Genomic DNA, 14573 nt, shown 5'->3' with positions numbered 1-14573 from the left:
CGGTTACCGCCACAAAAGCAGGGTAGACAGGTACTCCGACGCCTCGTCAAGGGCTTCCGGCCCGGAGACGATTTTCTGGCCGTCAAGGCCGGCTCGGTCAACCCGAATAACCTGCCGCCACGGCCCGGCGGAAGCCACGATCTCCCTCAGCCGGCCTTTGAGCGCGCTGGGCTTGTACAGCGCGGCGCAGTCACAAGCCCGCAGGGCTTCGGTTATCCGCTCTTCCGCCGCCGTGCCGGGGATGACCGAGAAAACGTCGTCGCCCATGGCCAGAAACTGGCCGGTCAGACAGCAAGCCAGCGAGTGGGCCGACACGCCGGGAACGAGCTGAAGCTGAACGTCCGTCAGCTGCGACCACGCCTTGGCCAGCCAAAACGCGGTCGCGTACAGCGCCGAGTCGCCGATGACCGGCATAACGACCGACGGGACGCTCTTCCAGCGGCCTCGGCATGTTTCCAGTTGGGCTCGAAGCTCCGCGTCACGCCGGGCCTCGTCCCGGACCATCGGGAAGACGATTTGAAGGATCGGCGCGTCCGGCAGGTGACGCCGGACGATCCGCTCGGCCTCGCTCTCCTTGCCGGGAGCGGACAGGGGAACGACTATCAGCCCGGCTTCCCGAAGAGTTCGAAGCGCCGCCAGCGTGATCAGATCTGGGTCGCCGGGGCCGACGCCCACCACGTAAAAATTCATCTTTTCCCTCCTGAGACTCCGCTGGTTCGCCTAAAACCGTTCGATGTCCTGAGCCACACGGCCGCCGAAGTAGTTCAGGAACTCTTCCGTGTCCCCGAACCCTTCAAGGAACGCCCGCGTTTCAATTCCCTGAGCCTGCAGGACACTTTTCCACGACTTGGCGCCCGGGCCGGCCATGTCGTTTCGCGCGTGGTCGCCCGCCGAGACCATGAAGGGGACGAGAGCGGCTTTCTTCAAGCCTTTTTCGCTCAGCCGAGCGAGCACGTCGTCCAGCGTCGGCGAGCCCTCGACCGCCCCGATGAACAGCCGGCCCGACAGGCGGGACAGGCAGGTCTGAACCTGACTGTAGAGGGCGTTGGCCAAGTGGGACGAGCCGTGTCCCATGAGGATCAATGCCTCGTCAGCGGCAAGCCGCTTCTCCCAGACGCGCCCAATAATCTCGGCGACGTCAGAACAGTCTTTTTCGTTCATCAGAAGGGCGCGGCCCAGCCCCAGCTTCTTGAAGCCGTACTTGCCCCGTACCGCCCCCAGCGACTCGACGACGCTTCGCAGGTCGTCGTACTCGGCGCCGGGAATGACATGGCCGGGCTGAACGAACACCTGCTTGTATCCCTCGTCCTGAAGGAGAGCCAGAGCTTCCAGCGGCGTGGGAATCGACAGGCCTTCTTTTTTCAGCTTCCGGCGAATGATGTTGGACGTGCAGGCTTCCGCGGCCTTCCAACCCTCGCCGGCCGACTTCTTGGCCGCGTCGGAGAAGCGGCGAAGGGCGCTCTGCGCCTCGTGCACAGACGTCCCGAAAAAAACAACCAGCAGCGCTTTGTCTCCCATGGTTCGTTCCCTCCGCTGTCGTTTGACGTCAAAACGCCGCGGCAGGCGGGCAGGCTACCCGCTCGCCGCGGCGCTGCCGCGTCGAAAGCCGTCACCCGTATCCCTCGCCGGTGGCGCTCCTGTGCTCCGGGCCGATCTTCTGGCTGGCGGTCGTCCTCGTCCGCGCCTTCCCGCCGAGCGTTCGGCAGTGGCCTCTGCGGAGTCGTCCCGCTCACAGATGCGGGGCAGCGCCGGACTTACACCGGCTTCCCAACTGCTCCCGAAGCGTTTTATCCTGCAAATTCTCTTTTTATTGTCCCATCCCCCCAGAGGAGCGTCAAGCTAGAACTCTATGCCCTCCCGGGCCGGCACTCCCTGAGAAAACGGGTGGCGAACCAACGTCATTCGGGTGACCAATCCGGCCCGGTCAATGAGCCAGTCGGGCGCGTCCCGTCCGGTCATCACCAGTTCGACGCCTGACGGTCGGGCCGCCAGCAGAGCTTCGACGTCCGAGCGGGTCACGTACTCTTTGTTCAACGCGCCGATGATCTCGTCGAGCACCACGAGCCCGCGGTCCATCTCGGCCAAAGCTTTTCGAGCCTGAGCCAGCTGGTTGGCACAGGAGGCGACCAGATCCTCCCGGCGAGCTTCCCACGGCGGGACGTCGGACGGGACAAAGGATATGGGAACGCCAAGCCGCTCGAACGCGGCGTGCTCGCCGGCCCGCACCCCTTTGAGGAACTGAATGATCCGCACCGGCCAGCCTCGGCCAAGCGCCCGAACGGCCAGTCCGAGGGCGGCGGTCGTCTTGCCTTTGCCGTCGCCGGTGTAAATCTGGACAAGTCCCTGCGTCACTTGGTCGTTTCCTCCCTCCTACCGAGCTGGCAGAACGCGTCAAGGCCGGCGATTTCAGACGCCACGGCCTGCTTGACGAGCGTTTCAAACTCGTCGAGCCCGGCGGCCCACGCGTCCGAAAGTTTTTGGTCAATTTCTCCTGCCGCCTGCTCCCGGAGCCGGCCGATCATTCGGTTCACCCGGGCCTCAGAAAGCAGGTACCCGGCCGCGGCCTTCGGCAGGTCAAGCGACGACATCCACCGCTCCATGGCCGGACGTCCGGCGAGACACCCGCCGAGGGCCAACAGGCCGCCGACCGCCCAGCCGGCCGGTCCGACAGCCGTCGAGAGCGCGGCGGCAGTCCCGCCCAAGAGGGCGCCCAAGGCCGAGACGGCCAGAGTGCCGAACTTTGACAGCGGCGACAGAGCCTGCTGAACTAACTTGCCGGCCAGAGACTGGAGCCCCGCCCCGGCGCCTGCCCCGCCCAAGTCGATCGGCTTGTCAAGTCGGGGCGACGAGACGACGCCGTTTTCGGCGAACCACTCTTTGAGGAGCAGCGACAGCACGTTGGCCGCCTCGCCGGTCCATCGGCCCAGCGCCGCGTGGGCCATTTCGTCGGCCTGCCCGCGGAGGCCCTCCACCCGATCGTTCAGTTTTTTCTCAAGCTCCGCCAGCGGTCCGCCTTCCGTTCGGTACTCTTCGACCGCCGGACGGACCGCTTCGCGGATCATCAGACCGGACAGGCTGGCTCCCAGCTGATGAGACGCCTCCTGCCGAACCTGCGCCAGCGGGCCGCGAAGGGTGCGGCTGACGAAGGCCGCCGATCCGGCGGTAAGCTGACGGCGGCTCGACTCGTGCCGGGCTGTGAGGGCCGGAAGCAGGGACAGCCCGCGGGCGACGGCCCCGCCGGGCCGATCGCTGCGCAGCACTCGAGCGCTCGGGAAGCGAACTCGCACAGCGTCGTCCACGAACGGCCACTGGCTGGAACCGCCCGAAAGGAGCACCAGTTCCGGCTCGTCGGCGCCGTCGAGCAGCGCTTCAAACCGGCCGATCAAGTCGCACTCGCCGGCGCTCCCAGGACAACCGGGCACATCCCCAACAAGTGGCCCGGAAGCGGTAAACCGACGGCACCGGCCGATAAACTCGTCCCAGTCGAGCGACGGGATCGCCCCGTACTCGCCGGCCGAGCCGCTCCACCGTCTGGTCCTGTCGTCGGCCATCGCGGCAGAGAACCGCTCTTTCAGGATTTTGCTCCAGTACAGCCGGACGAACTCGAACGCGCCGCCGGCTTCCCACCGCTCGAACGCGCCTTCCGTCCGCTCGGCCAGCAAGCTGAAGAACAGGTCGTCGAACAGCCGGCCGCCTAAAAGCCAGTCCCCCCACGCCTTCTTCACCTGCAGGCCGCAGACCGACGCCATGTCGCACGTGCCGCCGCCGAAGTCGACGACCAGCACGTTTCTCCGCACCTCTGACGGGCTCAAGGCGCCGGCGGCCAAAGCCTCGGCCAGCGCGGCCAGCGGCTCTTCAAGCAGCGTGATCTCGCCAAATCCAGCGCTTCTGGCGACGTCTCTCAGCTCGCCGCGCCAGCTCTCCGACGCCTGACAGGGAAAGCCGAAAAAGACCTGCCGCCCCTCCGGGTCAATGTCCAAGTGCCGCTTCCGACCGCCGCTCAACAAGCCTTTCAGGAAATCGACCGCCCATTTTTTCACGTCGGCGCTTCGGTCGAGCTCGGGCTTGAACCGGCTGTGAAGTTCCCAGCGCTTTCGTTGGAGAGGCGACGCCTCGGCCCAGCCGAACGTGGCGGCCTCACCGATGACCGGATCTTCGCCGGGCCGGTACAAAATCGCCGTGTCCAAGCTACCCCGCTCGCCCCACAGCTCCACCGCGGACGGGCTCAGCTCGCTGTCCGGACACTTGCTGATGTACGTGTTGCTCGTGCCTAAATCGACTGCCAGCACGCCCCGCGTCATCGTTTCACCTTCCTCACCAGCCCGCGGCGAACGGCGCCGGACGGCTCCGTTTCGGGCGGACGCTCCTCTTTGACCCAATCGCCCGGCTCAACCAGTCCGAACGTCTCGTACAGATCTTCGCTCCCCGCTTCCCAGCAGAACGTTTTCGGACCGTCGAGCCCTTGAACGCCCTCGCTCCGCGCGGCGTCAAGCAGCGCGCCGACCGCCGCGTCCCGGTCCTGAGAGGAACTCCGGCTCAGGTCCCGAATCGACGACGTCAACTTCCCCGGTATGGTCTGGAAAACGCCCGCCAGTTCAGCGCTCATGATCGCTGTCAGCTCAGCGCGGATTGCCAGACAAATTCGCTGAACCGCGTCTTCCTCGTCGAACCGAACCATCGGGCGAGTGACCCAGAGCCGAGCGCCGCTGAAGGCCGCAAAAGCCGCCCTCATCAGCCGGCCCCGCCACGGCAGGACAACCGACGCGGCGCTGAGCGCGGCCGCGGCTTTGATTGATTTGCGGCTTCCCTCGGCGTGAGCCAGACAAACCCACGTGCCGAACGCGCCTCCTAAAACGGCTGCCGGCACGGCGAGAATCGACAAGTCGGCGCCGATTACCCGCCCCACGACGGAGAGCCCGCCCCGAAACGCCATGCTGCCCAAAACAGCCGACAGCGCGCCGCCGATTGGAGAGATGCCGCCGATCACTCGGTCTTCGCCCGGATCGACGGCCCGGAGCCCCCGCGCCATGGCGCCCCGCTGGGCCGGATCTTGGAGACGGCCCATCACCTCAGCCCGACAGGCCCGCCACGCGGCCCGCAGCCGGCCGTTCCCGTCCGGCGACTCCTGAAGGGCCTGACGGGCCAGCTCTTCAATATTCAGATCGGGCAGTTCTACCATATTCATCGCTCCTCACTTGACAGGAAGGGCGGCGGAAGGTCAGACTTCCGCCGCCCCGTCGCCTCCAGTTCGTGCCGGACTGCGGCCCGCTATATATCGCTTCTCCAAGACCTGAATCCGGTCCCTAGGACTTCGGCAGCTTCTGACAGCCTCATGAACGCCGTCGGGTCGTTCTGTTTGAGGAACTGCTTGAGGGCAAACGCCTGACGGTTGGACAGCAAGCTGATCATGACGGCCCGAGGCCGGCCGTCAAAGCCGCCCTTGCCCTCGAAAATCGTCACGCCTCGGTGCATGGTCTCAACGATGTATTTCCGCACCATTTCCACGTGCTGCGTGACGATCATGGCCTCCTTGCGGACGCCGAACGCCCGAAGGTCCGAGTTGGTCACCTGAGAGGACACATAGACCATCACCAGACCGTACAGGACCTTCTGTATCGGCACTTCGAAGATGAACAGCCCTAAAATGGCTATGTTGATGATCATGGAAATGCTGCCCACTTCTATGCCGGTTTTCCGCTTGACCGCCACAGTCACGATATCCATCCCGCCGGTGGACGCGCCGGTCGAAAACACCATGGCGAACGCCATGCCCTGAGTGACCCCGGCGGTGAGCACGAGAAGCATCGGGTCGTCGATGGCCAGCGGCGGAATCAGCGCCGTCAGCTCAAATGAAACGGAGATGAGCAGCGTCGCGTACACAGACCAAAAGAGAAAACGCTTGGAAAGAGCCTTCCACGCGTAGGCAAAGAGCGCCAAGTTCATCAGCGCCGTCGTGAGTCCGAGCGACCAGCCCCACCGATATTTTAAAAACAGGGCAATCCCGGTGACGCCTGTACTCGGCAGCTTCGCGGGAACCACAAAAAACGTCACTGACAGGGCAAAAAGAAGGCTGCCGAACGTGACGATGAAGAACGTCCGAAGTTCTTCCTTCAGCGTCTCGTTGGGCCATCCCTGCGCCACGCGTTGAAACACGTTCAAAAAAACCACTCCCGTCTCGGCAGGCAGCGGCCAGCCGTATTCAGCGTATAATATTATTTTTATCATACTCTGCCAAATCTGGCCTGTACAGGTTACAAAGCCCCTCTTGTCAGACGGCTGAGAATCTGATATAGTTTCTGTTCGTAAATTGGGGTTGTAGCTCAGTTGGTTAGAGCGTCGGCCTGTCACGCCGAAGGTCGCGAGTTCGAGTCTCGTCAGCCCCGCCACGCGGAAGTAGCTCAGGGGTAGAGCACGACCTTGCCAAGGTCGGGGTCGCGGGTTCAAATCCCGTCTTCCGCTCCATTCGTTCCCTTCCCGCTGCCGGACGGCAGCGGGTTTTTTATGTCGAAGAACGGCCGTCGAACAATTATGAGACAGCGCGGCGGTGTACAATAACGAAAGAGGGCGCTAGCCGGGGGAAGCCGGCGCGTCGGGAGGATAAGACGATGAGCGACCGCATTCAGGGGCTTGAGCTCAGCTACGACGAGTGGCTGACTCTGATTCAGGAGCAGTTCGGCGCCAAAAAATTTGTGGCCGACCAGATCTGCCAGTGGATTTACCAGAAAAAAGTTTTCGACTGGAACGGCATGACGAACCTGTCAAAGGACCTGCGCGCGGCGCTGGCCGAACGGGTTTCGATCGTCCCGCCGGTTCTGGTGGAACGTCAGATTTCCGCCGACGGGACGAAAAAATACCTGTGGGAGCTGTCAGACGGCGCGCGGGTCGAGTCGGTGCTGATGGATCACGGCAACCACCTGACCGCCTGTCTGTCCAGCCAGGTCGGCTGCCCCCTGAAGTGCGCCTTCTGCGCCACCGGACGAGACGGCTTTGAGCGCAACATGACGGCTGGAGAAATCGTCGGGCACTTCTTAGCCATGGAAGCCGACTTGGGCAAACCGATCGGCAACGTGGTGTTCATGGGCATGGGGGAGCCGCTGCTCAACTTCGTCAACGTCGAACGGGCGATTCGCTGCCTGCTGGAGCCCAAAATGCGCGGCATGGGAGTGCGGCACGTTACCATTTCAACAGCCGGCGTCGCCGACGGCATCAGGAAACTTGCCGACAGCGGGCTGGGCGTTTACCTGTGCCTGTCGCTGCACGCGCCAAACGACGAGCTGAGAAGCCGACTGATGCCGATCAACGAGCGGTACCCTCTGCCGCAGGTGCTGGACGCGCTCAAGTACTGGCAGGGGAAGACCGGCGTCCGGCTGACCGTCGAATACGTCCTCATCAAGGGAGTGACGGACCTGCCCGAATTGGCGTACGAGCTGCCGACGCTTTTCTCAGACCTGCAGACGTACGTGAACCTTATCCCCTACAACCCGGTGATCCCTAGCTTCTCCCGGCCTTCGGCCAGCCGAATTGAGCCGTTCGCCAAGATTCTCCGGGAGCTGGGCATGGAAGTCGAGGTCCGTCGGGAAAAAGGGACCGATATCGACGCGGCCTGCGGTCAGCTGAGGGCAAAGAAGGATCGCCCTGGCGAACGCGAAACGCGCAAAAGATAACGGCAGACGCAAAAGCGGCGGTTTGGGACGAACGTCCCAGACCGCCGCTTTTTTCGGCCTTTATTTTCGCCCGCCGAGGCGGAACGTGACGGGAATCCGCACGACGCCGGCCACTTCCGGCCTGAAACGCCACCGCCCCAAAGCCTCGCAGGCCGCCCGGTCGAGACGAGGCGAACCGGAGCTGCGCTCCAGCGCCACCGACGTGACCTCGCCGGACTGAACCGACAGCAGCACCCGGGCTGTGCCTTCCTCGCCCCAGAGGCGGGAAATCAGCGGGTAGTCGGGCGTCGTCTTGACGACGACCATGCCGGCATTGTACCCCTCGGCCGCGCCGGAGACCTGCGGCGACACGACCATGGAAATGGAAATGGCGAGCGGCCGACCCCGGCCGCCGCGCCCCGCCGCCGTACTCTCCTTTTCGTCCTCGTCCTGGGGCGAAGGAGCCGACTCCTCGAGCGCCGTTTCACCAGCCGATCCGGACGGCGCGGACATCCAAAGTCCCAGACAGCCCAGCGCAGCCCCATGAAGGCACAGGGAAACGGCGACGGCGACCAGCCAGTCCCGCCTCATGACCCAAAGCCGCGCAGCGCCAGAGCCACCGACGTCACGCCGGCTCGGCGGAGCATCTCAAGGAGCTCGGCGACCTGCCGGTACGGCAGGTTCTCGTCCGCGGCGACGAGCAGGTCTCCCGCGTCTTTCGGACGCGATGCCGCCTGAGCCACGGCGCCTTCCAGCGTCGTCTTTGAACCGTCGTAGAGAACCGTCCCGTCCTGCCGCACCGTGAGGACGACCGACGGCTTATCCGGCGCGGCGCCTGCCCCTTCGGGCAGTTCGACGGCCACCTGTCCGGGAATCATCGCCGTCGACAGGGCAAAAAAGAGGATCAGAATGAACAGGACGTCGATCAGCGACGTCAGGTCGGCCTCCGGCGCGGTCCGGCGGTTAATCCTCATGGGAGCCTCGGCCGGCCATGTGACAGCGAAGCAGCAGGTCGCTGGTCCGCGACAGGGTCTCCTCAAGCCTGTCCACCCGGGAACTGCACCAGCTGTGGGCTAAAAGGGCCGGAATGGCGATGATCAGACCGGCGACGGTCGTGAAAAGCGCCTTGTAAATGCCGCCCGCCAACGCGGTCATCGGCGACGAGGAGACTTCCGGCAGGGCCTGAAAAATATCCACCATGCCAACCACCGTGCCCAGAAGCCCGAGCAGCGGCGCGACCCGAGCCGTGACTGACAAAAAGCCGAGCCCCCAGCTCCAGCGAAACGCCTCCCGGCGAATTTCCTGCTGGAGCAGATCCCGAAGGTCTGCGCCGGACAGCTTCCAGTGGGACAGACCGGCGCGAAGCACCCGGCGCAGCGACGTGTCCGGCCCGTCGGAAACGGAGGCCAACGCCTCAGCCGGCCGGCCAGCGGCCAGCATGTCGGCCGCAATCCCTTCCGCCTCTTCCGGGTCCTCCCAGGCGCGGCGGGCAAACAGAAGTCTCTGGACGAAGACGGCAGCGGCGGCCAGGGACAGGACCAGAAGGATCAGCATGATCGGGCCGCCCAGCATGAAAGTCTTATACGCTTGAATCACAGGAACAACTCCTCTCGTTTGTCAAAACGGCAACGTCTGAGCCGTCAGCTTATGATAATCTCCCGCCGGCCGAAACGCCATAAAAAAGCGGAGCCTCTTAGGGCTCCGCTCTCCGCTCCTTTTTTTCGCTTAGCAGGCCAACTCGACGATGGCCGCCGCGATGATTTTAGTCGTCAGGATGATTCGGTCGATCTCCCAGCACTCGTCGATCTCGTGAATGTGCTGATTTTCGTCCTGGAAGCAGATGCCGAACGCCAACATGTTGGGAATTTCCTTCGCGTACGTTCCGCCGCCGATGGAGAACGGCCGGTCGTCCATGCGCCCCGTCTCCTGCCGGTAGGCTTTCATCAGGCTCACGACCAGCGGATCGTCCTCGGGCTTGTAAAGCGGCGTCGCGCAGCTGATCGTCTCAATGACGAACCCGGCATCGGCCGCGGCCTGACGGAAATCCGCCTCGGTCTTGGCTGGATCTAGCGTGACCGGGTACCGATAGTTCAAGCTGAACTTGACCCGGTCGCCGTCCATCTTCATGAGTCCCCAGCACATGGACGTGAAGCCCGACACGTCGTCGTAGCGAAGCAGTCCCAAGTTTTCGCCCCGGCTCTGAGCTCCCACCAGCCGGTCGAATTTCTCCAGCGCCTTCGCCTGCTCGCCGTCGGTCAGAACGAGGCGCAGGAGCGCGACCAGATGAGCGACCGCGTTGGAGCCGTACTGCGGCTTGGACCCGTGGAACGCCAGACCTTTCATGGACAGGCGGAACTTTCCGCCGCCCAGCTCTTCCATCTCAAGCGCCGCGTCCTTGGGCGCGGCAAATTCGGCCACGGCCCGGCGAAGCCGAGGCAAAGCGGCGTCGGCAACTTCCAGATCAACTGTCGCCTTGTCGGGAACGGCGTTGCTGGCCACGCCGCCGTCGAAGGCGACGATCTTCACGTCCCCCGAGGGAGCGAATGGCGCGCTCAGGTGGGCGGTAATGATCCCCTTTTCGCCGTTGATCAGCGGGTACTCGGCATCAGGCGTGAAGCCGCATACCGGCAGCTCCTGTCCCGATTCGACGTAGTGAGCCACCGCGGCCGAGCCCATTTCCTCGTTGGTCCCTACCATGACCCGGACGCGCCGGCGAAGCTTGACGCCCGCTTCCTTCAGGGCCGCCAAGGCGTACAGCGAGCACACGGCCGGGCCCTTGTCGTCGGCCACGCCGCGGCCGTATAGGAAACCGTCCTTAATCATGCCCTCGAAGGGATCGCAGCTCCAGCCTTCGCCGACCGGCACGACGTCCACGTGAGCCAGAATAGTCACCAGCTCCTGAGAAGCGTCGCCTTCCTCGGCCCAGCCGACCTGATTTTCAAAGACGCCGGTGGAAAATCCCATCCGGTCGGAAATCTCGATGAACTTCTCAAGAGCCGCCTTCGGCCCGGGGCCGAACGGCGCGTCCGGCAGAGGCGCCTCGCCGCCGACGCTTTTCACCGCCACCAGTTCGCGAATTGTGGAAATGATCTCGTCCCGTTTTCCGTCAATGACCTTGCGTACCTGCTCCATCATCGTTGCGTTCGCTCCTTTCGCGCGGCCCCCAGACCGCCGTAACTGACTGTCTGATTGTACTCGATAAACCGCCGGCCGTGCAGGTTTTTCTATGATTCGTTTTTTCGGCTTATTTTTCTCATAGGCCGCGACGTTTCGTCAGCAGTGCGGCCCTCAACGCCGTTCGATAAAAAGGCTATAATAATAAAATCTCTCTGAGGAGGTTTTTCATGACCCGACGAGTTGTCCTCGCCTTCGGCACGCGGCCTGAGGCAATCAAAATGGCGCCGGTATACCGCGCCCTGTCCGAGACGGGCGGGCTTGAGCCGCTCGTGCTCCTGACCGGCCAGCACCGCACCCAGCTGGCTCAAGCGCTCCAAATTTTCGACGTCCCGGCGGCCCGCAACTTGGACGTGATGACCGACCGGCAGACGCTGCCCGAGCTGGCGGCCCGGATGCTGCCTGCGGCAGCCCACGCTTTGACCGAGATGAAGCCCGACTACGTGCTGGTTCACGGCGACACCATCACCACCTTCGTGGCGGCTTGGGCGGCGTTTTTGTGCGGTTTCCCGGTCGGGCACGTGGAAGCGGGGCTGCGGAGCTTCTCCTTGGCCGAGCCGTTTCCCGAAGAGGCCAATCGGCTGCTCACCGACGACCTCAGCGACCTGATGTTCGCCCCCACGGAGGGCGCTCAGGCCAACCTGCTGGCCGAAGGGCGAAAGGCGTCGAACATTCTGGTGACCGGACAGACCGCCGTGGACGCGATTTTGTACGCCGCCCAAAAGGGGAGGTGGCCCGACGGGGTTCCGGCCAAAAAGCCGCTCGTGACGGTCACGCTCCACCGGCGGGAGAACTGGCCCGTCATGGCTAACCTAGGGAAAGCGGTCGCCCGGTTGGCCCGCGCGTTTTCCGACTGGCACTTCGTCGTGCCGCTGCACCTGAACCCGATCGTCCGCGACGCCCTGCGTCCCCAGCTCGCAGGCCTTTCAAACGTCACCTTGACCGACCCGCTGGACTACGGCGCGATGGCGAAGCTCATGAGCGAAAGCCGACTGCTCCTCACCGACTCGGGCGGCCTGCAGGAAGAGGGCGCCTCTCTCGGCGTCCCTGTGGCGGTGGTCCGCAACGTGACAGAGCGCCCAGAAGGCGTTGCCTCCGGCTCGGTGGTCCTAGTGACGAACGACCCGAACGCCGTCTTTGAAAAAACATCGGCCCTGATGAGCGATAACGCTCGGCTGAAAGCCATGAGCGCCGCGCCCAACCCGTACGGGGACGGGCACGCCTCCCGTCGAATCGCCGAGGCCCTGACCGCCCGGCTGTCCTAAAAAAACAAAGAACCCCGGCTTCTCCATAGAGAAGCCGGGGTTCTTTTTTATATGACCCGGAAGCCGCCCTCGAGGGACAGCCGCTTCATGGCCGCCACGCCGGCGACCGAGTTGCCCCGCTCGTCCAGCGACGGGCCGTAGACTGCCAGCCCCGCCCGGCCCGGCTCGGCGTGTCGATGCCGCCGCCCACGCCGCTCTTGGCCGGAATCCCCACGTCCACGGCGAACTCCCCCGAACCGTCGTACATGCCGCAGGTCATCATGAGCGCCCGAACGGTTCGGACAACGGTCGGGCTGACTACATCCCGCCCGGTCAGAGGGTTGCGGCCGTCGCAGGCCAGAGTCGCTCCCAAGACGGAAAGCTGCTTGGCTGTGGTGCCGATAGAACACATTCGGAAGTACACGTCCAGCGTGTCTTCCACGTCCCCTTCCAAACTGCCGACGCTGCGGAGAAAATACGCCAAAGCCCGGTTTCTGTCGCTGGTAAACTTCTCCGACAGGTAGACCCGCTCGACCACATCGGCGGTCTTCTGCACCGAAAGGGCGGCGCACAGCTCCAGAACGGCCCCGATTTTTGCCCCTACCCCCTCCTGTGGAAGGAGGGAGACCACCACGATGGCTCCCGAGTTGATCATCGGGTTGTGAGACCGGTGCGGGCTGTCCATTTCCAGCCGCATGATCGAGTTGAACGGATCCGCGATGGCGCTCCTGCCGACTCGGTCAAACACGTCGTCGAAGCCCCGAAGCTGAGGGGCCAGCGCCAAGCTCACCACTTTAGCGATCGATTCAAGACAGAACGTCTCGTCCGCGTCCCCGCTCGCCCACTGTTTCCCGTTCTTGTCGGTCACCGCCGCCCCGAAGGACTTCGGGTTCGCCTTCGCCAGTTCGGGAATGTAATCGGCCACGTGTCCGGCCTCGCTCAGCGGCGCGCACTCCTTGACGATTTGATCCAATAGCTGCTGCATGACAGACCTCCCCCGCGCAGCCTGCCGCGGATAAAAATCCGAGGGCCCCTTCCGGAGCCCTCGTGGAATTAGAAACGGACGTTATTCAGGAAGCTCGACCTTGATGGTCGTGATCTTCATCTGAGAACGGTCAATGTACGGGTCAAGCTCGCCGAGGCTCCGGCGTCTGTCGTAGTCCTTTTTCACAGCCGAGGCGATGCCGGCCAAAAGGATCACGCCAATCAGGTTGAGCATGGCCATGATGCCGTTGAAGAAGTCAGCCATGTCCCAAACGATCGGCACGCTGTGAGTAGCGCCGAAGTAAATCATGCCGAGCACGCAGAGCCGGAAGACCGTGACGCAGCCCTTGTTCTCGCCGAACAGGTACATGATGTTGCTCTCGCCGTAATAGTAGTTGCCCAGAATGGACGTCCAAGCGAAGAAGCACAGCGCGATCGCGACGAAGCTCACGCCCCACTGGCCGACTTCGCCCATAATAGCCATCTGAGTGGCCTCGACGCCGGTCTTGCCGCTGGTCAGAACGTCCGGGTTCAGCAGCAGAATGACGGCGGTGCAGGAGCAGATGATGATCGTATCGACGAATACGCCCATCATGGCCGCGTAGCCCTGACGGCCCGGGTGCCGCACGTCGGCCACAGCGTTAGCGTTAGGCGTCGAACCCATACCGGCCTCGTTGGAGAACAGGCCGCGGGCGATGCCGAATCGGGCTGCCTGAGCGACGGTGAATCCTAGGACGCCACCGGCAACCTGCTGAGCGCCAAAGGCGCACTTGAACACGCCGGCGATAACGCCCGGCAGCTCGGGAAGGTGAGTGAGAACGATGTAAACGGCCCCGAGGATGTACAGAATGGCCATGAACGGGACGACGATCTCGGCCACCTTGGCAATCCGGCGAAGTCCGCCGAAGATAACGATAGCCGTCAGGATAATAACGCCGATGCCGACTTTCTGCGTGTCAAAGCCCCAAGCGCCCTTGAGGCCGCTGACGATGGAGTTGGACTGAACGGCGTTGAAGATGAGCGGCATGGCGATGATGATAGAGATGGAGAACAACACGGCCAGCCACTTCTGTCCCAAACCGCGCTCCAAGTAGTACGCCGGGCCGCCGCGGTACAGACCGTCGGTGCCTTTGACCCGGTACACCTGCCCGAGGATGGCTTCGCCGTAAATGGTGGCCATGCCGACCAGAGCGGTTACCCACATCCAGAAGACCGCTCCGGGACCTCCGGAGACGATCGCCGTCGCCACGCCAGCCACGTTGCCCGTGCCGACCTGAGCCGCCAAGCTGGTGCAGAGAGCCTGGAAGGAGGTAATGCCGCCCTCTTCGCTCTTGCGCCCTTTGAGCGTCACGTGCCACATGTGCTTGAAGCCGGTAATCTGGGGGAACCCAAGTCTCAGGGTGTAGTAAATCCCCGTCCCGATGAGCAGATATGTCATCAAGTTTCCCCAAAGGATCGAGTTGCCGATGTTGATCCAATCGTGTAGAGTCGCGATGAAACCTGTCTCCATGGTTCTGCTGCCTCCTCT

General features: G+C 63.6%; 14 protein-coding genes, 2 tRNA genes, 1 pseudogene and 1 riboswitch. Of the genes and pseudogenes, 4 read left to right on the top strand and 13 right to left on the bottom strand.

Features of this window, described 5'->3' with window-relative positions:
• Nucleotides 1–3: 3 nt before the first annotated feature.
• The 6 genes from HMPREF1249_RS00685 to HMPREF1249_RS00660 form a co-directional block, all read right to left on the bottom strand.
• Nucleotides 4–690, bottom strand: coding sequence for a precorrin-2 C(20)-methyltransferase (locus HMPREF1249_RS00685; protein ID WP_021775635.1), 687 nt, complete (start codon nucleotides 688–690; stop codon nucleotides 4–6).
• Between the two features lie 30 nt (nucleotides 691–720).
• Nucleotides 721–1518 carry a sirohydrochlorin cobaltochelatase gene (locus HMPREF1249_RS00680; RefSeq protein ID WP_008519983.1) on the bottom strand — a complete coding sequence of 266 codons (798 nt, stop codon included), beginning with the start codon at nucleotides 1516–1518 and terminating at the stop codon, nucleotides 721–723.
• 112 nt (nucleotides 1519–1630) lie between these two features.
• Nucleotides 1631–1810: riboswitch (cobalamin riboswitch) on the bottom strand.
• Between the two features lie 29 nt (nucleotides 1811–1839).
• Nucleotides 1840–2352, bottom strand: a complete 513-nt coding sequence (locus HMPREF1249_RS00675) for a cob(I)yrinic acid a,c-diamide adenosyltransferase (protein ID WP_021775653.1) — start codon at nucleotides 2350–2352, stop codon at nucleotides 1840–1842.
• Nucleotides 2349–4301 (bottom strand): Hsp70 family protein, encoded by a 1953-nt coding sequence (locus HMPREF1249_RS00670; protein WP_008522296.1) that lies wholly within the window; start codon nucleotides 4299–4301, stop codon nucleotides 2349–2351. The genes HMPREF1249_RS00675 and HMPREF1249_RS00670 overlap by 4 nt, the downstream gene beginning before the upstream one ends.
• Nucleotides 4298–5179, bottom strand: coding sequence for a hypothetical protein (locus HMPREF1249_RS00665; protein WP_008522295.1), 882 nt, complete (start codon nucleotides 5177–5179; stop codon nucleotides 4298–4300). The genes HMPREF1249_RS00670 and HMPREF1249_RS00665 overlap by 4 nt, the downstream gene beginning before the upstream one ends.
• Nucleotides 5180–5268: 89 nt before the next feature.
• Complete coding sequence (locus HMPREF1249_RS00660) at nucleotides 5269–6153, bottom strand: YitT family protein (RefSeq protein WP_231286759.1); 885 nt, start codon at nucleotides 6151–6153, stop codon at nucleotides 5269–5271.
• Between the two features lie 156 nt (nucleotides 6154–6309).
• Between HMPREF1249_RS00660 and HMPREF1249_RS00655 the strand changes: the two genes are divergently transcribed.
• The 3 genes from HMPREF1249_RS00655 (at nucleotide 6310) to rlmN (ending at nucleotide 7664) form a co-directional block, all read left to right on the top strand.
• Nucleotides 6310–6386, top strand: a tRNA-Asp gene (locus HMPREF1249_RS00655).
• Between the two features lies 1 nt (nucleotide 6387).
• Nucleotides 6388–6462: transfer RNA gene (locus tag HMPREF1249_RS00650), tRNA-Gly, on the top strand.
• A gap of 143 nt (nucleotides 6463–6605) precedes the next feature.
• Nucleotides 6606–7664 (top strand): 23S rRNA (adenine(2503)-C(2))-methyltransferase RlmN, encoded by a 1059-nt coding sequence (rlmN, locus tag HMPREF1249_RS00645; protein WP_008522294.1) that lies wholly within the window; start codon nucleotides 6606–6608, stop codon nucleotides 7662–7664.
• Nucleotides 7665–7724: 60 nt separating this feature from the next.
• On the opposite strand, the gene HMPREF1249_RS00640 is transcribed toward rlmN, so the two are convergent.
• From HMPREF1249_RS00640 to HMPREF1249_RS00625, 4 genes are all read right to left on the bottom strand, one after another.
• Nucleotides 7725–8234 (bottom strand): energy transducer TonB, encoded by a 510-nt coding sequence (locus tag HMPREF1249_RS00640; protein ID WP_008519972.1) that lies wholly within the window; start codon nucleotides 8232–8234, stop codon nucleotides 7725–7727.
• On the bottom strand, nucleotides 8231–8617 hold the full coding sequence (locus HMPREF1249_RS00635) for an ExbD/TolR family protein (protein ID WP_008519970.1): 387 nt from the start codon (nucleotides 8615–8617) through the stop codon (nucleotides 8231–8233). Before HMPREF1249_RS00635 ends, HMPREF1249_RS00640 begins: the two co-directional genes overlap by 4 nt.
• On the bottom strand, nucleotides 8607–9239 hold the full coding sequence (locus HMPREF1249_RS00630; protein WP_008519968.1) for a MotA/TolQ/ExbB proton channel family protein: 633 nt from the start codon (nucleotides 9237–9239) through the stop codon (nucleotides 8607–8609). The genes HMPREF1249_RS00635 and HMPREF1249_RS00630 overlap by 11 nt, the downstream gene beginning before the upstream one ends.
• 129 nt (nucleotides 9240–9368) lie before the next feature.
• Nucleotides 9369–10778: a Sapep family Mn(2+)-dependent dipeptidase gene (locus HMPREF1249_RS00625; RefSeq protein WP_008522293.1), complete on the bottom strand. Its 1410-nt coding sequence runs from the start codon at nucleotides 10776–10778 to the stop codon at nucleotides 9369–9371.
• A 209-nt stretch (nucleotides 10779–10987) separates the two neighbouring features.
• On the opposite strand from HMPREF1249_RS00625, the gene wecB reads away from it, so the two are divergent.
• Nucleotides 10988–12082, top strand: coding sequence for a non-hydrolyzing UDP-N-acetylglucosamine 2-epimerase (gene wecB / locus HMPREF1249_RS00620; RefSeq protein ID WP_008519961.1), 1095 nt, complete (start codon nucleotides 10988–10990; stop codon nucleotides 12080–12082).
• Nucleotides 12083–12129: 47 nt separating this feature from the next.
• On the opposite strand, the gene HMPREF1249_RS08140 is transcribed toward wecB, so the two are convergent.
• From HMPREF1249_RS08140 to HMPREF1249_RS00610, 3 genes and pseudogenes are all read right to left on the bottom strand, one after another.
• Nucleotides 12130–12210 (bottom strand): hypothetical protein, encoded by an 81-nt coding sequence (locus HMPREF1249_RS08140; RefSeq protein ID WP_255348307.1) that lies wholly within the window; start codon nucleotides 12208–12210, stop codon nucleotides 12130–12132.
• 107 nt (nucleotides 12211–12317) lie between these two features.
• Nucleotides 12318–13046, bottom strand: a pseudogene (locus HMPREF1249_RS00615) (glutaminase); the annotation flags it as partial.
• An 81-nt stretch (nucleotides 13047–13127) separates the two neighbouring features.
• Nucleotides 13128–14555 (bottom strand): alanine/glycine:cation symporter family protein, encoded by a 1428-nt coding sequence (locus HMPREF1249_RS00610; protein WP_008522289.1) that lies wholly within the window; start codon nucleotides 14553–14555, stop codon nucleotides 13128–13130.
• Nucleotides 14556–14573: the final 18 nt, after the last annotated feature.

This window comes from Jonquetella sp. BV3C21 (genome assembly GCF_000468895.1).
GTDB lineage: Bacteria > Synergistota > Synergistia > Synergistales > Dethiosulfovibrionaceae > Jonquetella > Jonquetella anthropi.
Note: the sequence above shows the minus strand (reverse complement) of the source record. Positions and strands in the feature narration are given on the sequence as shown.

Bases quoted from the DNA above. Each gene is read 5' to 3' on its own strand.
- HMPREF1249_RS00685 (WP_021775635.1), bottom strand. From the start codon at position 690: ATGAATTTTTACGTGGTGGGCGTCGGCCCCGGCGACCCAGATCTGATC.
- HMPREF1249_RS00680 (WP_008519983.1), bottom strand. From the start codon at position 1,518: ATGGGAGACAAAGCGCTGCTGGTTGTTTTTTTCGGGACGTCTGTGCAC.
- HMPREF1249_RS00670 (WP_008522296.1), bottom strand. From the start codon at position 4,301: ATGACGCGGGGCGTGCTGGCAGTCGATTTAGGCACGAGCAACACGTAC.
- HMPREF1249_RS00665 (WP_008522295.1), bottom strand. From the start codon at position 5,179: ATGGTAGAACTGCCCGATCTGAATATTGAAGAGCTGGCCCGTCAGGCC.
- rlmN (WP_008522294.1), top strand. From the start codon at position 6,606: ATGAGCGACCGCATTCAGGGGCTTGAGCTCAGCTACGACGAGTGGCTG.
- HMPREF1249_RS00640 (WP_008519972.1), bottom strand. From the start codon at position 8,234: ATGAGGCGGGACTGGCTGGTCGCCGTCGCCGTTTCCCTGTGCCTTCAT.
- HMPREF1249_RS00635 (WP_008519970.1), bottom strand. From the start codon at position 8,617: ATGAGGATTAACCGCCGGACCGCGCCGGAGGCCGACCTGACGTCGCTG.
- HMPREF1249_RS00625 (WP_008522293.1), bottom strand. From the start codon at position 10,778: ATGATGGAGCAGGTACGCAAGGTCATTGACGGAAAACGGGACGAGATC.
- wecB (WP_008519961.1), top strand. From the start codon at position 10,988: ATGACCCGACGAGTTGTCCTCGCCTTCGGCACGCGGCCTGAGGCAATC.
- HMPREF1249_RS00610 (WP_008522289.1), bottom strand. From the start codon at position 14,555: ATGGAGACAGGTTTCATCGCGACTCTACACGATTGGATCAACATCGGC.